This window comes from Bradyrhizobium sp. Crot121 (assembly GCF_059512385.1).
Genome location: NZ_JCAMOR010000052.1, coordinates 1 through 20,264, shown reverse-complemented (window position 1 = coordinate 20,264; position 20,264 = coordinate 1). Strand labels below are relative to the sequence as shown.

The 20,264-nt window shown below is 62.9% G+C and carries 24 protein-coding genes; 13 read left to right on the top strand and 11 right to left on the bottom strand.

Annotated elements, in window-relative coordinates:
• The first annotated feature begins 152 nt into the window (after positions 1-152).
• Positions 153-344, top strand: a complete 192-nt coding sequence (locus AC5ZGW_RS32130; protein ID WP_028166985.1) for a hypothetical protein — start codon at positions 153-155, stop codon at positions 342-344.
• Here AC5ZGW_RS32130 and AC5ZGW_RS32125 read toward each other — a convergent pair.
• The 3 genes from AC5ZGW_RS32125 to AC5ZGW_RS32115 form a co-directional block, all read right to left on the bottom strand.
• The gene (locus AC5ZGW_RS32125) at positions 341-1,336 is read right to left on the bottom strand and encodes a DUF5996 family protein (protein ID WP_130226854.1); all 996 of its coding nucleotides are present in this window, start codon (positions 1,334-1,336) and stop codon (positions 341-343) included. The two genes, AC5ZGW_RS32130 and AC5ZGW_RS32125, sit on opposite strands and share 4 nt — an antisense overlap.
• Before the next feature lie 385 nt (positions 1,337-1,721).
• On the bottom strand, positions 1,722-2,321 hold the full coding sequence (gene wrbA / locus AC5ZGW_RS32120) for an NAD(P)H:quinone oxidoreductase (protein WP_130226853.1): 600 nt from the start codon (positions 2,319-2,321) through the stop codon (positions 1,722-1,724).
• A gap of 80 nt (positions 2,322-2,401) precedes the next feature.
• Entirely contained in the window at positions 2,402-3,100 is a 699-nt protein-coding gene (locus AC5ZGW_RS32115; RefSeq protein WP_130226852.1) for a pirin family protein, read from the bottom strand.
• 110 nt (positions 3,101-3,210) lie between these two features.
• On the opposite strand from AC5ZGW_RS32115, the gene AC5ZGW_RS32110 reads away from it, so the two are divergent.
• The 4 genes from AC5ZGW_RS32110 (at position 3,211) to AC5ZGW_RS32095 (ending at position 6,270) form a co-directional block, all read left to right on the top strand.
• The gene (locus AC5ZGW_RS32110; protein WP_130226851.1) at positions 3,211-4,119 is read left to right on the top strand and encodes a LysR family transcriptional regulator; all 909 of its coding nucleotides are present in this window, start codon (positions 3,211-3,213) and stop codon (positions 4,117-4,119) included.
• Between the two features lie 48 nt (positions 4,120-4,167).
• Positions 4,168-4,689: an REP-associated tyrosine transposase gene (locus tag AC5ZGW_RS32105; RefSeq protein ID WP_130226850.1), complete on the top strand. Its 522-nt coding sequence runs from the start codon at positions 4,168-4,170 to the stop codon at positions 4,687-4,689.
• 89 nt (positions 4,690-4,778) lie between these two features.
• Positions 4,779-5,771, top strand: coding sequence for a tripartite tricarboxylate transporter substrate binding protein (locus AC5ZGW_RS32100; RefSeq protein ID WP_130226849.1), 993 nt, complete (start codon positions 4,779-4,781; stop codon positions 5,769-5,771).
• A gap of 145 nt (positions 5,772-5,916) precedes the next feature.
• A complete protein-coding gene (locus AC5ZGW_RS32095) occupies positions 5,917-6,270 on the top strand; it encodes a hypothetical protein (protein ID WP_130226848.1) in 354 nt (117 codons plus the stop codon).
• On the opposite strand, the gene AC5ZGW_RS32090 is transcribed toward AC5ZGW_RS32095, so the two are convergent.
• The 4 genes from AC5ZGW_RS32090 to AC5ZGW_RS32075 all read right to left on the bottom strand — a co-directional run bounded on the left by AC5ZGW_RS32090 (position 6,258) and on the right by AC5ZGW_RS32075 (position 9,381).
• Positions 6,258-6,752, bottom strand: a complete 495-nt coding sequence (locus AC5ZGW_RS32090; protein ID WP_130226847.1) for a YbaK/EbsC family protein — start codon at positions 6,750-6,752, stop codon at positions 6,258-6,260. The two genes, AC5ZGW_RS32095 and AC5ZGW_RS32090, sit on opposite strands and share 13 nt — an antisense overlap.
• 3 nt (positions 6,753-6,755) lie before the next feature.
• A complete protein-coding gene (locus AC5ZGW_RS32085) occupies positions 6,756-7,502 on the bottom strand; it encodes a haloacid dehalogenase type II (RefSeq protein ID WP_130226846.1) in 747 nt (248 codons plus the stop codon).
• A 2-nt stretch (positions 7,503-7,504) separates the two neighbouring features.
• The gene (locus AC5ZGW_RS32080) at positions 7,505-8,350 is read right to left on the bottom strand and encodes a dienelactone hydrolase family protein (RefSeq protein ID WP_130226845.1); all 846 of its coding nucleotides are present in this window, start codon (positions 8,348-8,350) and stop codon (positions 7,505-7,507) included.
• A 146-nt stretch (positions 8,351-8,496) separates the two neighbouring features.
• On the bottom strand, positions 8,497-9,381 hold the full coding sequence (locus tag AC5ZGW_RS32075) for an amidohydrolase family protein (protein WP_028166975.1): 885 nt from the start codon (positions 9,379-9,381) through the stop codon (positions 8,497-8,499).
• A 255-nt stretch (positions 9,382-9,636) separates the two neighbouring features.
• On the opposite strand from AC5ZGW_RS32075, the gene ykgO reads away from it, so the two are divergent.
• The 3 genes from ykgO (at position 9,637) to AC5ZGW_RS32060 (ending at position 10,869) form a co-directional block, all read left to right on the top strand.
• Positions 9,637-9,762 (top strand): type B 50S ribosomal protein L36, encoded by a 126-nt coding sequence (gene ykgO / locus AC5ZGW_RS32070; RefSeq protein ID WP_002718645.1) that lies wholly within the window; start codon positions 9,637-9,639, stop codon positions 9,760-9,762.
• A 99-nt stretch (positions 9,763-9,861) separates the two neighbouring features.
• Positions 9,862-10,521 carry a tetratricopeptide repeat protein gene (locus AC5ZGW_RS32065; protein WP_130226844.1) on the top strand — a complete coding sequence of 220 codons (660 nt, stop codon included), beginning with the start codon at positions 9,862-9,864 and terminating at the stop codon, positions 10,519-10,521.
• 99 nt (positions 10,522-10,620) lie between these two features.
• Positions 10,621-10,869 (top strand): hypothetical protein, encoded by a 249-nt coding sequence (locus AC5ZGW_RS32060; protein ID WP_130226843.1) that lies wholly within the window; start codon positions 10,621-10,623, stop codon positions 10,867-10,869.
• Positions 10,870-10,905: 36 nt separating this feature from the next.
• On the opposite strand, the gene AC5ZGW_RS32055 is transcribed toward AC5ZGW_RS32060, so the two are convergent.
• The gene (locus AC5ZGW_RS32055; RefSeq protein ID WP_028166972.1) at positions 10,906-11,085 is read right to left on the bottom strand and encodes a hypothetical protein; all 180 of its coding nucleotides are present in this window, start codon (positions 11,083-11,085) and stop codon (positions 10,906-10,908) included.
• A 268-nt stretch (positions 11,086-11,353) separates the two neighbouring features.
• On the opposite strand from AC5ZGW_RS32055, the gene AC5ZGW_RS32050 reads away from it, so the two are divergent.
• Positions 11,354-12,310 (top strand): alpha/beta fold hydrolase, encoded by a 957-nt coding sequence (locus tag AC5ZGW_RS32050; RefSeq protein WP_130226842.1) that lies wholly within the window; start codon positions 11,354-11,356, stop codon positions 12,308-12,310.
• 74 nt (positions 12,311-12,384) lie between these two features.
• Here the strand turns inward: AC5ZGW_RS32050 and cycA are convergent, their stop codons facing one another.
• The gene (cycA, locus tag AC5ZGW_RS32045) at positions 12,385-12,783 is read right to left on the bottom strand and encodes a cytochrome c-550 CycA (protein ID WP_028166970.1); all 399 of its coding nucleotides are present in this window, start codon (positions 12,781-12,783) and stop codon (positions 12,385-12,387) included.
• Between the two features lie 224 nt (positions 12,784-13,007).
• Here cycA and AC5ZGW_RS32040 point away from each other — a divergent pair, with 224 nt between their 5' ends.
• Positions 13,008-14,501, top strand: coding sequence for an FAD-linked oxidase C-terminal domain-containing protein (locus AC5ZGW_RS32040; protein ID WP_130226841.1), 1,494 nt, complete (start codon positions 13,008-13,010; stop codon positions 14,499-14,501).
• A 359-nt stretch (positions 14,502-14,860) separates the two neighbouring features.
• Here AC5ZGW_RS32040 and AC5ZGW_RS32035 read toward each other — a convergent pair whose 3' ends face one another.
• Positions 14,861-15,196 carry a putative quinol monooxygenase gene (locus AC5ZGW_RS32035; protein WP_028166968.1) on the bottom strand — a complete coding sequence of 112 codons (336 nt, stop codon included), beginning with the start codon at positions 15,194-15,196 and terminating at the stop codon, positions 14,861-14,863.
• 278 nt (positions 15,197-15,474) lie between these two features.
• Here AC5ZGW_RS32035 and AC5ZGW_RS32030 point away from each other — a divergent pair, with 278 nt between their 5' ends.
• Complete coding sequence (locus AC5ZGW_RS32030) at positions 15,475-16,713, top strand: FAD-binding protein (RefSeq protein WP_130226840.1); 1,239 nt, start codon at positions 15,475-15,477, stop codon at positions 16,711-16,713.
• Complete coding sequence (glcF, locus tag AC5ZGW_RS32025) at positions 16,710-18,023, top strand: glycolate oxidase subunit GlcF (protein WP_130226839.1); 1,314 nt, start codon at positions 16,710-16,712, stop codon at positions 18,021-18,023. The genes AC5ZGW_RS32030 and glcF overlap by 4 nt, the downstream gene beginning before the upstream one ends.
• 164 nt (positions 18,024-18,187) lie before the next feature.
• Here the strand turns inward: glcF and AC5ZGW_RS32020 are convergent, their stop codons facing one another.
• Positions 18,188-18,613, bottom strand: coding sequence for a hypothetical protein (locus tag AC5ZGW_RS32020; protein WP_165435288.1), 426 nt, complete (start codon positions 18,611-18,613; stop codon positions 18,188-18,190).
• A gap of 375 nt (positions 18,614-18,988) precedes the next feature.
• On the opposite strand from AC5ZGW_RS32020, the gene AC5ZGW_RS32015 reads away from it, so the two are divergent.
• Complete coding sequence (locus tag AC5ZGW_RS32015; protein ID WP_130226837.1) at positions 18,989-20,038, top strand: TorF family putative porin; 1,050 nt, start codon at positions 18,989-18,991, stop codon at positions 20,036-20,038.
• Positions 20,039-20,264 lie beyond the last annotated feature (226 nt).

The window sequence follows — 20,264 nt, the reverse complement described above, 5'->3', positions numbered from 1 at the left end:
CCAACGCCGCTTCAATGCAGAATTGTCACACTCACGAGGATTGTGTGGGTGTTCCTTCTATGTTCGCAAAAGTCCACAATTGTGATCGCTGCAGCGCCGTATGCTGGCTTCTGGGTTGGGCCACCGGGGAATGTTCCGCAAGGAGAGCCGACATGCCAGCCTACATCCATCACCATGCCGTGGAACCGGACTTCATCATGTGCCCGAGCTGCGCAGGTCTTCCGATGTTCGTCACGGATGTCGCGCCGCATTGGAGCCTGGCCAAGATCGACTTCACCTATGAATGCTCCGATTGTGGTGCGCAGATCAGGCAAACGGTGACACAGCCGGAGCTGTTGAATTAGAGCCGATCAAACCTGATCGGATCACGATCCAAGGCCGGCGTGCCTCGGAGCTGCCGCACCACGCCGGGTCGACCAAGCGGGCATTCCAGCGCATCGCGATCCCATTTTGCGGCAATAGCGGCGGCCTCATAGGTGCTTTGCAGGAATTCCAGCACCGCCCGGTCGGGATCGGCGGAGATGCGCGCGGCATCATAGGGCAGGACGAATTCGCTGAGGGCCTCGCTGAAGAAGGCTGCGTCGGGTCGCACCTTGGCGGTGCGGAAGCCCGCAGGCTCGGGATAGGCATAGGAATAGAACGCCGGATAATCGATGGCGCCGCCGCCTGGCCAGAAACCCGCGCTGCTCACCTCGTGCGAATAGGCTTCGTGTGCCACCGCATCCGGCAGGTTCGGCACGCCGCCGGGATGGCGTGGTGCGCTCCTGCCGGAGAAACGCGTCACCGCGAGATCAAAGCTGCCCCAGAAGAAATGCACCGGGCTGGCTTTACCGAGGAAGCCGGTGCGGAACTGCTTGAACAGCCGGTCGCAGTTCAAGAGGATCTGGAAGAAGCGCCGCACCGCGTCCGCATCGTAAGAGCGATGCTGGTTGTCTTCCGAGAAGCGAATCGGGTCCGGTAATTCGTTCGGCATGTCGTCGATCGCAACATCGATGTCGAGCTCTTTCAGTGCAGCCAGCACTGCCGCGTAGAAGCTCGCCACCGAGAGCCCGGCCAGCGCAAAGTGCCGCTCGGCGCCGTCACTGGTCGAAATGCGCAAGGCGTGATCGATGAAGTCGAAATCGATTTGAAAGGTTCTAGTGCCGTTAGCGATCGGCGAGGTGGTCAGCCCGCGCGCGGTGACATAAAGCGTGACGTGCCACGAATGATTCAGCCAGGGCGACTTGGCCAACCGGATCTTGCCGACGATCTGGGTCCAGAGATGCAGAGTGGCACAGGTGTCACGCCATGCCGCGGTCGGCAGTTCCGGCCATTGAGTTTGCTTGGTGTTGCTCATGCCAGCATCTCGCTGCTTAGTGACCGTGAAGGTAATCACCTTATCACGAGTTCGTTATGGCAGCTTCAAGCATGCGGGCCGACAAATCGACATCACGACTTCGTGCATTCCGGGCAACGGCGTTGCCCGCGCGTGGCACGGAAAAGACTCTTGCACCACCAGCGTCGCGCCATCGCCTGCAGTGGTCTGCGCACCAACTGCGCCATGAAAAGCATTTCAACCATGTCGTGGTCCCCGACGCGCATGTGCCGCCAGGTCCGGGGGGCAGGGACCTGGCGGCTGCAGTCATGCGGTTTTGAACATGAAGGTGCGATCGAAATGAAGGCTCCGACCGCACGCTCTACATAGGGCGATGCTCGCAAACGAGAACGCCCTCGAACTCGCATCAGCCATGCAGTTTCTTCGCGGTCTCCGCGATCACACGTCCTTGATAACGCGCCCCCGCAAGCTCATTCGCGCTCGGTTGCCGGCTGCCGTCGCCGCCGGTGATCGTGGTGGCGCCATAGGGCGATCCGCCGGTGACCTCGTCGAGCTTCATCTGGCCGGCAAATCCGTAATTGAGCCCGACCACGGTGAGGCCGAAATGCAGGAGGTTGGTGATGATCGAGAACAGCGTCGTTTCCTGCCCGCCATGCTGGGTCGCCGTCGAGGTGAAGGCGCCACCGACCTTGCCATGCAGGGCACCCTTCGCCCAGAGACCGCCGGCCTGATCGAGGAAGTTCGCCATCTGCGAGGACATGCGGCCAAATCGGGTGCCGGTGCCGATGATGATCGCATCATAATTGACGAGATCATCGATCTTCGCGACCGGCGCTGCCTGGTCAAGCTTATAGTATGACGCTTTTGCGACTTCGGCCGGCACCAGCTCGGGCACGCGCTTGATATCGACGGTGGCGCCAGCTTCGCGCGCGCCTTCGGCGACCGCGTTGGCCATGGCCTCGATGTGACCATAGGCGGAATAATAAAGGACGAGAACTTTGGCCATGATGGCTCTCCTTTGGTTGGGTGTTGTTGAAGTCGTCCCCGATCAGGCTGGGGACAGGCGCCCGGGCATGACGAGTGGACTTACGCCGCGTCGACCAGCACCAGCTCGGAATCTTCCAGCGCGGTGATCGTCAGCTTGGCTTCGTCGCGGATCGCGGCGCCGTCGCGGGCATCGACGCGCACGCCGTTGACTTCGATGCTGCCGGCCGCAGGCACGAGATAGAGATGCCGCTTTCGCTCCGGCGCATATTCCGCGCTTTCGCCGGCCTTCAGCGTGGTGGCAAGCACCCGCGCCTTGGCGCGGATCGGCAGCGCATCGGCATCGTCCGCAAAGCCGCTCGCGATCGTGACGAGCTTGCCGGAGCGATCGCCTTTTGGAAACGGCTTGGAGCCCCAGGTCGGCTCGCCGCCTTGCGTCGTCGGCTCGATCCAGATCTGGAAGATCTTCGTCTTCGAGGGCTCGAGATTGTACTCGGCATGGCGGATGCCGCTCCCCGCGCTCATCACCTGCACATCGCCGGCCTCGGTCCGCCCCTTGTTGCCGAGCGAATCCTGGTGCGTGATCGCGCCTTCGCGGACGTAGGTGATGATCTCCATGTTGGCATGGGGATGCGGCGGAAAGCCGGTGTTCGGCGCGATCTCGTCGTCGTTCCACACGCGCAGGGCGCCGTAGCCCATATTGCTGGGGTCGTAATGGCTGCCGAAGGAGAAGTGGTGCCTCGCCTTCAGCCAACCATGGTTCGCGCTGCCTAGCTTCGCATAGGGTCTGAGTTCGATCATCGGATGCTTCCTCAAATTTCGATTGCGTTTGGATATGCCGGCGCACGTGGTATAGAAATAGAAACTATCGAAACTCATTGTTTCCGTTTGTGGCAGAGGCGGTTGCCAAAATGTCAAAGCTCCCGGATTTCGAAGCGCTCGCGATCTTCGCAAAAGTCGTGGAATTACGGTCATTTGCGGCCGCCGCAACCGAGCTTGCGCTGTCGAAGGCCACTGTCTCCAAGGCGGTCAGCCGGCTTGAGGAGCGGCTCGGGGCCCGATTGTTCAACCGCACCTCGCGGCGGCTGGCGCTGACGGATGCCGGGCAAAAACTGTCCGAGCGCGCCGCGCGGCTGCTTGCCGACGGCGAGGCGGCCGAGAATGAGGCCCTGGCACAATCAGTCACCCCGCGCGGCCTGGTGCGGCTCGCGGTGCCCATGACCTTCGGGGTGAAATCGGTCGCGCCGCTGTTGCCGGAGTTTCTGGAGAAATATCCGGAAGTGTCGATCGACCTGCATTTGAGCGACGCCACTGTCGACCTGATCGGCGAAGGTTTCGATGCCGGCCTGCGCATCGCGCGCCTGCCGGATTCATCCCTGATCGCGCGGCGGCTCTGCCCGATGCCGCGTTACACGGTGGCGGCGCCATCCTACCTGAAGCGCTACGGCCGGCCGACGCATCCGATGCATCTCGCCGAGCACAAATGCTTCGGCTACGCCTATCTCTCGACCGCAGGCGTCTGGCACTACACTAACGCGGCCGGCGAGCAGGCGAGCGTGCGTCCCGCCGGACAGTTGCGTGTCAACAACGGCGAAGCGCTGCTGCCGGCGGTTGTCGCCGGCCTCGGCATCGCCGATCTCCCTGATTTCATCATCGGAGAAGCCATCGCGCGCGGCGAGGTCGAGGTGATCCTCAAGGGTTGGAAGCAGCCAGAAGCTGCCGTGCACCTGGTGACGCCTCCCGGCGGCCCGCGCCCCGCGCGTGTCGAAGTGCTCGCCGATTTCCTGGCGAAGCATTTCGTAAAGGGCAAGAGGCGGTAGGGTGGGCAAAGCGAAGCGTGCCCACCATTCTAGGGCGGTGGAGAGACCATGCCGCAGTGTCGACGTGCAAAAGGCAGCACTTTCTTCTTCACGGTTGTCCTCGCCGATCGATCGAGCAACTTGCTCGTCAGCGGAATTGACCGCTTGCGACGGATCTATCGAATGGTCTGCGAACGTCGTCCGTTTGAGACCGTCGCAATCTGTATTTTGCCGGACCACATTCACACCGTCTGGACCCTTCCAGAGCAAGATGCGGACTTCTCCGCTCGCTGGAGCCTGATCAAAAGTGGTTTCTTACGCGGTGTTGAGAACGAGCCGCAATCCCCAAGCAAGATCGTCAAGCGGGAGAAAGGTATCTGGCAGCGTCGCTTTTGGGAGCATGCGATCCGCGATGACACTGATCTCGAGCGGCATGTGGACTACATTCACTTCAATCCGGTGAAGCACGGGCATGTCACGCGCGTTGCGGACTGGCCGCATAGCAGTTTTCATCGCTACGTCGAGCGCGGGTTGCTTGATGCGGATTGGGGCGGGGATATGAAGCAGATTCGAGGATCGTTCGGTGAGTGAATGGTGGGCACGCTTCGCTTTGCCCACCCTACAATTTGTGGTTAGGCTCTTCTCCAGAAACCAAACAAACCACTGGGGAGAAAATGCCGATGAATCGCCGCGAGCTTTTGAAAACTGCCGCCGTCTTGCCGCTTGCGCATGCCGCGCTTTCGCACGCTGCCTTTGCGCAAGGCACTGTCTATCCCAACCGCAACGTCACCATGATCGTGCCGTTTCCGGCCGGTGGGCAGGCTGATCTTGCGGCGCGGCCGGTGGCGCTGGCGCTGGAGCGGATCCTCGGCAAGCCCGTGATCGTCGACAACCGCGCCGGCGGAGCTGGCGGCTCCGTCGGCAATGCGCAGGCGGCACGCGCCGAGCCGGACGGCTACACGCTGCTGATGACGCTGTCCTCGCTCGCCGTGCTGCCCGAAGCCGATCGGCTGTCCGATCGCCCCGTCGCCTATGAGGTCTCGCAATTCGCGCCGGTCGCGCGCGTGCTCGCCGATCCGACGCTGCTCGCGGTGCCGGCCTCCGCCCCATGGAAGACGCTGCAGGATTTTGTCGATGATGCCAAACAGCGCCCGGGCCAGATTCCCTATGGCTCGTCCGGTCCCTATGGCACGCTTCACGTCGCGATGGAAATGTTTGCCGCGAGCGCCGGCATCAAATTGCTGCACGTGCCGTTCCGCGGCGCGGGCCCGGCGCTGACCGCGCTGCTGAGCGGCACGGTGCAGGCGGTGGCATCCGCCCCGGGCACGCTGAAACAGCAGGTCGCCGACGGCAAGATGCGGGTGCTTGCCAATTGGGGCGCCGAACGCGTCGCCAGCTTTCCCGACCTGCCGACGTTCAAGGAGCTCGGCTACAAGGATGTCGAGTTCTACATCTGGGCCGGCCTGTTTGCGCAGCGCGCATTGCCGGCGCCGGTCATGACGCGACTGCGCGAGGCGATGGCGGAAGCAGTGAAGGCGCCGGAGGTCGTCAAGATCTTCGAGACCGCCGGCAGTCCAGTCGCCTATCTCGATGCGCCGGAGTTTTCCAAATTCGTCGACGACGACAGCGCGCGGCTGATCGCGGCGGTCAAGAAAATCGGCAAAGTGGAGTAGGCGATTTCACGTTTTGTTGCGGGTCGCGAACCTTCCGCAGTCTCATTCATTTGTCATAGTTAAAACGTGGCGTGTGCTGGAACCGGCGCGCCGAGATGCAATTGAACGAGATGTTTATCGACGAGATATTGGAAGAGGATCCCGCATGCGAACGCCGCGCGTTGCCTTGGGTTATGTAATCCTGATCGGCTCCGGACTACTCGTGCAAAACCCGGCATTCTCCGAAGAGTATCGCGGAACCTGGGAACAGCAGATGGCCTGCACGCCCGACGTCTGGCGGCTCTGCAGCGATCAAATTCCTGATGCCAACCGGATCACCGCATGTTTGCGGCAGAACACGCCGCAGCTCTCCCATGATTGCCGTGCGGTATTCGAATCCAGCGCGAGCGCCCAGCAGCCGCCTTCACGTGTGCCGCCACAAGCCACTCCGCGTGCACGGGGAGCGCCACCGCCGGTGCAGCAGCATCAGTCGGCGCCGTCGAGACGTTACGACGAATAGGCCGACACTTCTTCCTGCGGCCGATGCTCGCAGACGTCGACCCATTCGGCCGACGTCAATTCCGCCATCCGTGCTGGCGCGATCCTGACCGCGCTGTGGGTCGAGCCCGCAGCCGGCACGACGATGTCGAAAGCCTTCAGCGACATATCGCAATAGACCGGCAGCGGTGTCCTCAGGCCGAAGGGGCAGACGCCGCCGACTTCGTGCCCGGTGATTTTGGCGACCTCGTGCAGCCCCAGCATCTTCGGCTTGATGCCGAACAGCGCCTTCACCTTCTTGTTGTCCATCCGCGAAGTGCCGCTGGTGACGATCAGCACCACGCGCTCGCCGACCCGCAGCGACAACGTCTTGGCGATGCGCCCCGGCTCGACACCATAGGCTTCCGCCGCCAGCGCAACGGTTGCGGAGCTCTTGGTCGATTCGATCACGGCGACGTCGGGCGCCTTCTCGGCGAAGAAGGCGCGAACGGATTCGAGACTCATATTCTAAGACCTGTGGGAAGACAGCAGCGCGGGAAGGTCGGATAGTGCATGGATGCGATGGTCGGGCACAACGCCGAGCTCGTCCATCTGGGTGCGCAGCGCCTTGAACATCGTGAGCGGTGGCAAGGTCTCGCTTTCGACGCAGGCGAGCGCCATGGCCTGCGGCGTCACCCGCTCGATCCAGGCGACATTCAAGCCGAACGCCTTGGCACCGCAGGCGTCCCACGGATTTGAGGAGATGAACAGGACGTCCGCGGGGGGCACGCCAAGCACGTCTTCGATCAGCGTGTAGGCCTCCGGGCTCGGCTTGAAGACCTTCTTGGTATCGACGCTGATGGTTGCGTCCAGCACGCGGTCGAGCCCGCTGTTGCGCACCAGCGCGTTCAGCATGTCGGGGCTGCCGTTGGAGAGGATCGCAAGTTTCTTGTCTTTCATCGCTTCGAGTGAGGCGAGCGCATCCGGATAGAGATCAAGATGCAGGTATTTGTCGATGATCCTGTCGAATGTTCCGGCATCATATTGCAGGCCGAGGCTACACAGTGTGTAGGCGAGCGAGTCGCGCGTGACGACGGAGAAATCCTGGTAGCGCCGCATCAGCGAGCGCAGCCAGCTATATTCGAGCTGCTTGATCCGCCAGATCTGCGTAATGATCTCGCCATAGCCGGGAAACGCATCCTCGGTCACTTCTGCGACCGATTGGACGTCATAAAGCGTGCCATAGGCATCGAAGACGACGGCTTTGATGGTCATTGTCACTTCTCTTGCCCGCCGATCGTCGCATACAGGAATTTGCGGACCGCGTCGACCGATTGATCCCGGGCTGCCTGGTTGAATTCGAGACGATGCCCGAGAAACTGTATCGGCGTTGCGAGGCCCGGAACATCGAAGCCGTGATAGGCGCCGGGATAGACGATGAATTCGATCGGAACGCCGAGGCCCTTCTGGCGCGAGATGCCGTAGTCATCGCGGCCTTCGACAAGGTTGCGGCACTCCTTCGCCAGCGTCCAGTCGTCGAGCTCGCCGATCAGGATCAGCGTCGGCACAGTCATGCTGTCCTTGATGCCGAGGCACGGCGGATAGAATGCAATCGCCGCGTGGAATTTGTCGTTCGATATCCGCTCGATCATGCCGCGCTCGACCGAGGTCAGCGCCAGCAATCCGCCCTGCGAGAAGCCGAGAACCGCGACACGATCGCGATCGACGAAAGGCTGCTGTACGAGGAAGTCCAGCGCCCGATAGGCGTCGAAGACGGTTGCGGGCGGCGGGCCGCCGGTGCAGGTGCTGCTGAGGCCGCGCGGACCAAAGCGGTCCACCGTGAGCGTGACATAGCCCCAGGAGACGATCAGCTTGCCCCAGCGCTGGTCGAGCTGGCGCCAGCCGCCATTGCAGCCATGAAGCAGCACCACGGCCGGCAACGGGCCGGCATCGCGGGGCTGCCGCAGGTAACCTTGCAGGGGCTGGGGGCTCGCCAACGGATTTTCGATCTCGACGAGACGGCCCTCGGGTAGATCAGTCGCGAGGCACGCGGTCGCGCTCGCGGTCAGGAGTGCAGCGACGATGGCAGCGATAGTGGCAGCGACCTTGGCGAGGCTTGGCATCGACCACCTCCCGTTCGCTCGCCTGCCGGCGATCTAGAGCATGATCCGGAAAAGTGGAAACCGGTTTTCCGAAAAGATCATGCTCAAACAAAAGAGATAAGATCATGATCCGATTTCGTCTAATCGGATCATGATCCAAAGATCGCTTATATACCCAAAATCTTCCGCGCGTTGGCCTTCAGCACTTTGGGGCGGATCTCCTCGCGGATGTCGAGCTTGGCGAAATCCGCAAGCCAGCGGTCCGGCGTGATCACCGGCCAGTCCGAGCCGAACAGCATCTTGTCCTGCAGGATCGAGTTGATGTAGCGCACGAGGATCGGCGGGAAATATTTCGGCGACCAGCCGGAGAGGTCGATGTAGACGTTCGGCTTGTGGGTCGCGACCGAGAGCGCCTCTTCCTGCCAGGGGAAGGATGGGTGCGCGAGGATGATCTTCAGGTCGGGGAAGTCGGCGGCGACATCGTCCATGTACATCGGATTGGAATATTTCAGCCGCATCCCCATGCCGCCCGGCATGCCGCTGCCGACGCCGGTCTGTCCGGTGTGGAACAGCGCGATCGCGCCGCCGTCATTGATCGCTTCATAGAGCGGATAGGCCAGGCGGTCGTTCGGATAGAACCCCTGCATGGTCGGGTGGAATTTGAAGCCGCGGACGCCGTAGTCCTCGATCAGCTTCCGCGCCTCGCGCACGCCGAGCTTGCCCTTGTGCGGATCGATGCTGACGAAGGGAATCAGCACATCGAGATTTTCCGAGGCGACTTCCAGCATCTCGTAATTGTTGTAGCGGCGGAAGCCGGTCTCGCGCTCGGCATCAACAGGGAAGATCACGGCCGCGATGTTCTTGGATCGGTAATAGGCCGCGGTTTCCGGCACGGTCGGCGGATGCTTATGCGGCGACTTGAAGTACTCCGCCATCTGCGCCTGGAAATCGTCATAGCCGTCGTCGCCATGCATGCCGCAGGGCTCCTCGGCGTGGGTGTGGATGTCGATCGCGACGACATTGTCGATGTCGGGCAGCTTGAGCTTGGGCATTCTTGGGCGTCCTTGGGGTTCCCGGCGGCTTGTTTGGTTTCCAAAATTGATTATACTATATAACGAATTCCGCAAGGCAGCCAGAAAGCCCGCGGGTTGCAGCCTATTCGGATTGACATTTATGCCACCGATCGCTTAGAACGCGGCCGTCCCGGGCGGCAGAGCCGTTTTTCGGGATGAATCCCATTTTGCCACATTTGGGCAGGTTTTAGGTTCGGGCTTGAGCACGGCCTTTCAACGCATCAGGATTGTCCCATGAAGGTCCGTAACTCGCTGAAATCGCTGCGCGGCCGCCATCGCAACAACCGTCTGGTCCGCCGCAAGGGCCGGGTCTATGTGATCAACAAGGTGCAGCGCCGCTTCAAGGCCCGCCAAGGCTGATCGCGGGTCGTTCCGCCGGCTCGCCCGGACGCAATCGTTTCACACGTCTTTGACGTCGCGCTGCTTTGCAGCGCGACGTTGTGCGTTTAAGCTATGCTGATGGAATTGAGATTCCTCACGCTCATAACCCGCAAGCTTGCGCTCCTGATCGCCGCGATCGTGATTGCGGCGCCGGCGGCAGCGCTTGCCCAGGGCGATCCCCGGGTCATCCCTCCGCCCAAGGAGCAGAAGAAGCTCCCCGAAGCGCCCACCAAGTTGCCGAACGTTGGCGCCGACCGCACCCGCGGACTGGATTTCCTGTTCGGGGCGCTGAAAGCGGCGCCTGATGAGGCCAGCGCGAAGCACGTGGAGGCGCGGATTTGGGCGCAGTGGCTGCAGACGCCGAGCGATACCGCTATGCTTCTGATGGTGCGCGCCAAAGCGGCGATGGACGCCCAGAACGCCGATGTCGCGCTGAAACTGCTCGATGCCGTCATCAAGCTGCGCCCCGACTATATCGAGGGCTGGAACCGGCGCGCGACGCTCTATTACCTGAAGAATGACTATGCGCATGCGCTGGAGGACATCCAGCAGGTCCTGATCCGCGAACCTCGCCATTTCGGCGCGTTGGCCGGCCTTGGCATGATCATGCAGGACCTCGGCGACGACAGGCGCGCGCTGGACGCCTTCCGCAAGGCGCTTGCCATCAATCCGCACCTGGAGAAGGTGCCGGAATTGGTGAAGCAGCTCGGCGAAAAGGTCGAAGGCCGCGATATCTAGTCTCACGGGATTAACCACGACTTCCGGCAGCCGATTGCAGCGCGGAACAATTGCCGCTACCCGGCTTGGTTCACGCTCGAACCCGCCTGGAGCGAAGCCATGAAATCCTTGCTGTTGGCTGGCACGGTGATCGTCGCAACGACCGCCGTCGGTCTTGCCGAAGGGCTCTATTGGGTGGTGGGCAATCGCGCCACCAACACCTGCGACATCGTCACCAGCAACCCGATCGTCGACGGGAACATCTGGTTTGCCGACGGCCCCTACAACTCGGTCGATGACGCCAAGCTCGCGCGCTCCACGATCAGCCAATGCCCAAAGGATCAACCGCCGGCCGACAACCCCAAATAGGGGCTCAAGTGACGGCGCCGGATCGAGCCCTTGAACTTAATGCAGCAGTCTGCCGCTGCGGGTGAACTGGTCGCGCGCCGCTGCCGCATAGAGCTGTTGCAGCTCGGCCTCGAGTTGTTCATTGACCAGCAGCAGCGCCCTCAATGCGCCATGCAGGTCACCATTGCAGCTTGCGACGATCTGGTCGATAGCCGTCTCGCACGGATCGGAACTCATTGATACTCCTCCGAATTTCCTTATGAACTGTTGCTGCGGCGTCCTGTTCCTGTGGATTGCGTGGACAGGCTTGCCGTGTTCCATCTCGATCAAGCCGCGTGTTTTGGCAGAATGCCGGCGAGAATCTACGGAATAGGTAATGACGCTGGTATGAACCCGCTATCCACAGGCTGGACGCATTGTGGAAAACCGGAGGGGCCTGACGATACGACATCGGCATCGCCGGGCGCCGTAATTTCCCCTGCAACAGATCAACCGGGCCTCATTGATGACGATTGTGATCGCGGTGGCGGCGCTGGCGTTGCTGGCCGCAGCCACGCAGCTAGGCGTCGCGCTGGTGCAACGGGCCTTTCCCGCGCAGGGCGTGATGATCGAGGTGACAGGCGATGTGCTGCATGTCCTCGATATCGGCCCGCGCGAGGGGCCCTCGCCACCGATCGTGATGCTGCACGGCGCAAGCTCCAATCTCGAGGTGATGCGCCGCCCGCTCGGCGAGCGCCTCGCCCGAGATCACCGCGTGATCCTGATCGACCGTCCCGGCCATGGCTGGAGCACCCGCGCACGGGCCAGCGACTCCACGCCTGCTATCCAGGGCCGGATGATCTCGGAGGCGCTGACGAAGCTCGGCATCGAGCGGGCGGTCGTGGTCGCGCATTCCTGGAGCGGCGCGCTGGGCCTGAGATTGGCGCTCGATGATCCCGACCGCATAGCCGGCCTCGTGCTGCTCGCGCCGGTCGCCTATCCCTGGAGGGGCGGCGTCGGCAGGTATAACGAACTGATCGCCACGCCTGTGATCGGCCCGCTGTTCGCCTACACGATCACTCTGCCGCTTGGTACCCTGCTCGCCGGCCCGGGCGCGCGCGGTGTATTCCTGCCGCAGACCATGCCGGACGGTTTCGTAAAAGATACCGCGACGCCGCTTTTGCTGCGGCCGCGCGAATTCATCGCCAACGCGCGTGACCTGGTGACGTTGAAGGCAGCGGTGGCCGAGCAGGCGCCGCGCTACGGCATGATCAAGGCGCCCCTCACCATCATCAGCGGCGACGCCGACAAGACGGTGTCGACCGACATCCACTCCCGCCCGCTCGCGGCCGCCGTGCCGCATGCCAAGCTGATCGTGCTGCCGGGCACCGGCCACATGATCCAGAACGCTGCACCTAGCTTGGTGATCCGGGAGATCGAAAAGATGATTAGGAAGCCGCATAGTGCTGCGGCGGGAGGATAGTAGAAACGCTTCACGCGTCGGAAGTGAAGAGGCCGGCTACGGCGCGCCCAAGCGCCGTAGCCGGTCAAGAAGCGTTACTGCTGCTTGATTTTCCCATCCTTGTCGAACTGCGAGAGGAAGGCCCAGAGGTTGTTGGCTTCCGTCTCGTTCTTGATGCCGGCGAATGCCATCTTGGTGCCGGGAATCTTGGCCTTGGGGTCCTTGATGTATTCGAGGAACTGTTCCTTGTTCCAGGTGATGCCGGAGTTCTTGTTGGCGTCCGAATAGTTGTAGTCAGGCGCGGTACCGGAGTGGCGGCCGTCGATGCCATTGAGCTCGGGGCCGACCTTGTTCTTGGCGCCTTCGCCGATCGCATGGCAGGCGAGGCACTTGTTGAACGAGGTCTTGCCGGCGGCAACATCCTGCGCCTGCGCGCCCGACGCAACGAACACTGAGGTGACGACGGCCAGCGCGCTCAAGATCGATGTTTTCATGTGGTGCTCTTTGTTTCTTCCCTGGTAGGTGGGCGGGTCGCTTGTGGCAGGCCTGCCTCGATTGGACAAGTGACGAAACTTTGACAGTGTTCACGACGGCAGGCTTGCCCGAGAGAGAACTTTGATCTGCGGGCGGCAAGTTTCGCCCGGGCTTCCCATTTGGGCCCGGAAATGCTTGATTTTCCCGGATAAACCGATAAAGCGCAAAGCTTGGAGGGACCCGCATGGCCATCATGATGCCGGCTGCCGATCAGGCGGTTCTCAATCGCCGCAGCGAGATCGTTGCTGCATTGCGGGCGATCGTGCCGGGCGAGGGCGTGATCGACAGTGCGGCCGAGATGCTGGCCTACGAATCGGACGGCCTCACGGCCTATCGCCAGCCGCCGATGGTCGTGGTGTTGCCCGATACCACCGAGCAGGTCTCCAAGGTCCTGAAATATTGCCATCAGCGGAGCATCAAGGTGGTGCCGCGTGGCTCCGGCACGTCGCTGTCCGGCGGCGCGCTGCCGCTGGCGGACGGCGTGCTGCTGGGCCTCGGCAAATTCAAGCGCATCCGCGAGATCGATTTCGACAACCGCGTCGTCGTGACGGAGCCAGGCGTCACCAATCTCGCGATCAGCCAGGCGGTGGCGCATGCCGGCTTCTACTATGCGCCCGATCCCTCATCGCAGATCGCCTGCTCGATCGGCGGCAATGTCGCGGAGAATTCCGGCGGCGTGCATTGCCTGAAATACGGCATGACCACCAACAACGTGCTCGGCTGCGAGATCGTGCTGATGAACGGCGAGGTCCTGCGCATCGGCGGCAAGTCGGCGGAGAACGCCGGCTACGACATCATGGGAATCATCACGGGCTCGGAGGGCCTGCTCGGCGTCATCACCGAAATCACCGTGCGCATCCTGCAGAAGCCGGAGACGGCGCGCGCGCTGATGGTCGGTTTTGCCGAAGTCGAGGCCGCCGGCGAATGCGTCGCGCGCATCATCGGCGCCGGCATCATCCCTGGAGGCATGGAGATGATGGACAAGCCGGCGATCCATGCCGCCGAAGCCTTCGTCCATGCCGGCTATCCGCTCGACGTCGAGGCGCTCCTGATCATCGAGCTCGACGGCCCTAGCATCGAGGTCGACGAGTTGATCCGGCGGGTCGAGACCATCGCGCAGGGCTGTGGCTCGGTGACTTGCCAGATCTCCAATTCGGAAGCCGAGCGCAACCTGTTCTGGGCCGGCCGCAAGGCGGCCTTCCCCGCGGTCGGGCGGATCTCGCCCGATTACCTCTGCATGGACGGCACCATCCCACGCGGCGCGCTGCCGAAGGCCTTGGCGCGCATCCGCGAGCTGTCGGAAAAGTACCAGCTTGGCGTTGCCAACGTGTTTCACGCCGGCGACGGCAACCTCCATCCGCTGATTCTCTATGATGCCAACAAGCCCGGGGAGATGGAGCGGGCGGAAGCTTTCGGCGCCGACATCCTGCGCTGCTGCGTCGAGCTCGGCGGCGTGCTCACCGGCGAGCATGGCGTCGGCATCGAGAAGCGCGACCTGATGCCGGAAATGTTTTCCGAGATCGATCTCAACCAGCAGCAGCGCCTGAAATGCGCCTTCGATCCGCAAGGCCTGCTCAACCCCGGCAAGGTGTTTCCGACCCTGCACCGCTGCGCCGAACTCGGCCGCGTGCACGTGCATGGCGGCAAGCTGGCATTTCCGGATATTCCGCGGTTCTAGCCTTTCCTTTTCCCCTTGCAGGAGAAGGTGGCGCGAAGCGCCAGATGAGGGCTTGTTTCCACGGGCGCAGGTGTTCGTGGGGAGAGACCCCTCACCCAAGCGAGCTCGCTGCCGGCAGCGGAGCTGCCCTCTCCCACAAGGGGAGAGGGCGCATCAACTGGCGCCGCGAAGGCGTTCTTCCCTTCTCCCCTTGTGGGAGAAGGTGGCGCGAAGCGCCGGATGAGGGGTTCTCTCGGCGGGCGCAGGTGCTCGTGGGAAGATCCCTCACCCCAGCGAATACGTTGCTCGCGCCGGAGTAGCCCTCTCCCACAAGGGGAGAGGGCGCGGCAATTGGCGCCGCGGCACGCGACTATCGACCATCACAGCAGCGCGTATTGCGTGCGTTCGCGTTTCGCCAATAGCGGCAGCGCTTCGCCGGCGATGTAGGTCTTGAAATGCGCGCTGTCCTGATGCGCCTTGAAGGCGGCCTCGTCGCGGAACAGTTCATAGAACAGGAACTGCGCCGGATTGTCCTTGGCGCGCGAGATCAGGAACAGCTTTGCACCCGCCTCGCGCTGCGCCTCGGGCAGGAAGCGCGACAGGATATCGGCGATCCGGTCGGCCTGGCCTTCCTTCGCCTCCCATTGCGCGACCACCAGCAAGCCGCCGCCCTCGACGGCGTCTTTCACGGTCTTGTCGATTGCATATTGACCCATAGCCATTGCTCCTTTGACTGGGTTGCGTAGAAGCTATTTCCTACATCTCCTGCCGCCGTAGATAATTCGATATCGAGCGAAGGATGTTCGAAATCGCTTCGATGGTGATCGAAATATCTAAGCGGATGGAGGCGCCGGGATCGCGTGCCGAATCGATCGGCGGCGGGCGACTGCGAAAGCGTTATCTTCCACCATCGTGCCCTTGTGTCCGGCATCGATGCCTATAGAAGGGATGGCAAGAACAGCAGCGGTTGCGGTGGAAGGGCAAGGCGGTAGGCGTGGACATCAGGAAGGTACGGGATGCTGCAGACGTCGAGCAGGTGGTCCGGGCGGCGATCGCCGCCGAGCAGCCGCTCGAGATCATCGGCCACGGTTCCAGGCGAGAAATCGGCCATCCGATGGCGACCAATGCGGTGGTCGATCTCGCCGCGCTGAACGCGGTCGTCTCCTATGAGCCGAACGAGCTGATCATCACCGTGCAGGCCGGCGCGCCGCTTGCCGACGTGCAGTCGCTGATCGACGCCAAGAACCAGCAATTCGCCTTCGAGCCGGTCGATACCTCGGTGCTGCTCGGCACCAAAGGGAGCGGCACCATCGGCGGCATGATCGGGGCGGGGCTCGCCGGGCCGCGCCGGATCAAGTCCGGCGGTGTCCGCGACCATCTGCTCGGCGCCCATGCCGTCTCCGGCTTCGGCGACAGCTTCAAGACCGGCGGCAAGGTGGTGAAGAACGTCACCGGCTACGACCTCTGCAAGTTGCTCAGCGGTTCCTGGGGAACGCTGGCGGTGATGACCGAGGTGACGCTGAAGGTGATGCCGAAGCCGGAAGCCGAGCGGACGCTCGTCCTGCGCGGTCTGGACGACGTCACGGCGGGCCGTGCCATGACCGCGGCGCTCGGCTCGCCCTTCGATGTCTCCGGTGCGGCGCATCTGCCCAACTCGGCGTTCCGGCCGACCGTTGCCGCGCTCGCTGCTCTGGGGGCGCCGGAGCAGGCCGTCACGCTGTTGCGGCTCGAGGGGATTGCGGCATCGGCCGCGCACCGTGCGGCCCACCTCGCCAAGACGCTCGCCTCCTACGGCGCGGTCGAGACCATCGAGGACGCCGCCTCCCTCTCGATCTGGAGCGCGCTGCGCGACGTCGCGCCGTTCGCGGCGGCTGGCACGCTCGGCGCCTGGCCGGTATGGCGGATCGTCTGTCCCCCGGCCTCGGGCGGCGCGCTGGGGCAGGCACTGGCACGGGAGACCGGCGCTGATGTGATCTACGATTGGGGCGGCGGGTTGATCTGGGCGGCGGTGCCGCCCAAGGCGGATGCGCAGGCCGCGCAGGTGAGGGGCCGCATCGAGGCTGCCGGCGGCCACGCCACCCTGATCCGCGCATCCGAGGAGGTCCGGCGCGCCGTCGACGTGTTCCATCCGCAGCCGCGCGGGCTCGCCGATCTCAGCGAGCGCGTGCGCCAGAGCTTTGACCCCAAGAACATCCTCAACCGCGGCCGACTGACGCGGGGGAATGCATCATGAAGACCGAATTCTCGCTCGCTCAACTCGCCGATCCCGATATCGCCGAGGCCGACAAGATCCTGCGCGCCTGTGTCCATTGCGGCTTCTGCACCGCGACCTGCCCGACCTATGTGCTGCTCGGCGACGAGCTCGATAGTCCGCGCGGCCGCATCTACCTGATCAAGGAGATGCTGGAGAAGGACAAGCCGCCGACGGCAGAGGTGGTCAAGCATATCGACCGCTGCCTCTCTTGCCTCGCCTGCATGACCACCTGTCCGTCCGGCGTGCATTACATGCATCTCGTCGACCAGGCCCGGGGCAGGATCGAGCGGGACTATCAGAGGCCGTTCACCGAGCGACTGCTGCGCTCCGTGCTCGGCTTCGTGCTGCCGCGACCCGCCGCCTTCCGCACCAGCATGGTGCTCGCCCGCTTGGCTCGTCCGTTCGCGGCGCTATTGCTGACGCCCAAGGCTGACCCCACCCCAAGCCTGCTCCGGCGAATCAAGGCGATGCTGGCGCTGGCGCCATCCAATCTGCCGCCGGCGGGCCCGCCATCGGGAAGCGTGTTTCCGGCGGTTGGGACACGGCGGGGACGGGTCGCGCTGTTGCAGGGGTGTGCCCAGCAGGTGCTCGCGCCGCGCATCAACAAGGCCGCCGTCAACGTACTGACCCGCCACGGCATCGAGGTGGTGCTGGTCAAGGACGAGCAATGCTGCGGCGCGTTGACCCATCACCTCGGACAGGATGGCGATGCGCTCGCGCGCGCCCGGGCCAACATCACGGCATGGGGGAGGGAGGCGGAACAGCGCGGCCTCGACGCCATCCTGGTGACCACGTCAGGCTGCGGCACCGTGATCAAGGACTATGGTTTCATGCTGCGCGAGGACCGCGAATTCGCTGCTCCGGCCGCAAAGGTCTCCGCGCTGGCAAAGGACATCACCGAATATCTGGCCGGCATCGAGCTCGATCCGCCGCGCCTCGAAGACGAGGTCACCATCGCCTATCACTCCGCTTGTTCGCTGCAGCACGGGCAGAAAATCACAGGCCTTCCGAAAGTATTGCTTTCCAAGAATGGATTCGTGGTGAAAGATGTGCCGGAGAGCCATTTGTGTTGCGGTTCGGCGGGGACCTACAACATTCTCCAGCCCGACATTGCGATGAGGTTGCGCGATCGGAAGCTCGCCAACCTCGCGACAATCAAGCCGGACATGATCGCTGCGGGCAATATTGGCTGCATGGTTCAGATTGCCAGCGGTACGTCAGTTCCTGTGGTGCACACGATTGAGCTTCTCGATTGGGCGACAGGAGGTCCTCGGCCAGGGGTGAATTGATCGATTGCCTATCGAGCATGAACCGGACCCGGGGGCCGTGTTGGGGCGATGCGGGTAGCGGTTTTCTCCACGACAGGCGCACGCGTTTGCGCGGAGGCCATGCACGACCAAGGACGGGGCGGGAGGTGCTTCGAACAAGCACGATCCTGATCCGGGCAAGCGGACTATTCGAAGCGCTCGACAGACTGAATCAGCGGCAACAGGAGGATCACGATGGCTAAAGCGAAGAAGGGTAAGAAGGGGAAAAAGGCCAAGAAGGTTAAGAAGGCGGTAGCGGCGAAGAAGTCTGCGAAGAAGGTCGCCAAGAAGGCCGCGAAGAAATCTGCCAAGAAGGCTGCCAAGAAGACCGCGAAGAAGTCGGTAACGAAGGCCGCGAAAAAAGCCGCCAAGAAGGCGGCGCCCAAAAAGGCCGCGCCGAAGAAGGCTGCCAAGAAGAGCGCGGCAAAGAAAGCTGCAGCTCCCAAGCCGGCGGCCCCGGTCGCTGCCCCCACTCCCGCGCCGGAGCCTGAACTCGGTCCGAGCTGGGCTACCCCCAGCCCTTCGGAGAGGTCGGAAGGCTCGGAGGACTCATCCAGTCCGTCCTGACGCAACCAAGCCAAACCTGACGCAAGAGCCGCAGCGCTTTACCGCTGCGGCTCTTTCGTTTTCAGGCGCATGGATCGTAGCGCTACAGGGATGATTCGTCGGACCGTTGCAGAAGAGACTCAGCCCGCCACGGTTGGGCGGCGCGGGCGCACTTCACGAGGAGGGGAAGTCGGTAAAGTTGTTGTGAGATTGCAACACCCGTCAACAACCTCTTTCAAAAGGGGCAGAACGCCTAAAAAGTCGGCACATGCTCGTCTTTTTTGCTTCAACACAAGGGGGGTCGCGTTCCAGATTGGCTGCGGATTTTGGTCGCAGTCGGTGATCGCTCGCCCCGGGGGCCGGAAGAGCTGGACTGTTTTTTGAACGTGTGGGGATCCTTCATGAAGAAACTGGCCTTGTTAGCAACGGCGCTGGCAACGTTCTCAAGCTCGGCAATGGCTGCCGATATGGCGGTGAAGGCCGTCAAGGCGCCGCCGCCGCCCGCGTTCGAACCCTGGGATTTCGCCTTCGGCGCTGCACTGATGAGCGACTACGTGTTCCGCGGCATCACCCAGTCGAACCATAAGCCTTCGGTCGCGGCTTATTTCGAACCGCGCTACAACGTCACCAAGGACCTGCAGCTCTACATCGGCGCCGCCGGTGAGAGCATCTCCTTCCCGAACCGCGCCGCTGCCGAGATCGACATCTACGGCGGTATCCGCCCGACCTTCGGCATCTTCGCCTTCGACTTCGGTGTCTGGGGTTACCTGTATCCGGGCGGCTCGTGCTTCAATTCCGCCGCGCTCCCGGGCTCCGGCATTCCGGGGTCGGACTCGAGCTGCGCCGCCAGCCCGTTCGGCAATTCAGACCCGATCACGGGCGGCCTGCCGATCAACGGCAACTTCGCCAAGAAGAGCGCGAGCTTCTATGAAGGTTACGCCAAGCTCAACATCAACATCAACGACCAGTGGGCGGTTGGCTTCAACGAGTACTACTCGCCGAACTTCCTGAACCTCGGCGCCTGGGGCAACTACGCGTCGGTCACCGCCAAGTGGACCGCGCCCTCGACCATCTTCGGTTCTTCCGGCGTCGGCATGTACATCTCGGGCGAGTTCGGTCGGCAGTGGCTCGGCACCTCCGACTCCTTCTATGGCACCACCGTTGCCAGCCCGCTTGGCGGCGGACCGTTCCCCGGCGGTATCCCGGAGCCGAGCTACAACACCTGGAATATCGGCATCGGCTTCACCTACAAGGTGTTCACGCTCGATCTGCGCTACACCGACACCAACCTCTCGAAGGGTGATTGCAACGCCTTCACCAGCGACTACACCGCCCGCTTCGACGGCAGCTTCACGCCGATCAACCCGGGTGGCTTCAGCTCCAACTGGTGCGGCGCCACGGGTATCGCCAAGCTCTCGGCTGACCTGACCGCGATCTCGAACCTGAAGTAAGTTCCATACACGTGGATCAAGAGGGCGGCGGAGCGATCCGCCGCCCTTTTCATTTAGCGGGGCGGCGCGTGCTGCGCGAGCAGGGCCAACTGCGTCCTGTAGCCTCGTAGCCCGGGTGGAGCGCCAGCGTAACCCGGGACCGCCGGTAGTGGAGTGCCCCCCAAAAGTGAGACACGGGAAATTAGGGACAGTTCTCTAACGGAGAACGTATGCCCAACAAATCTCC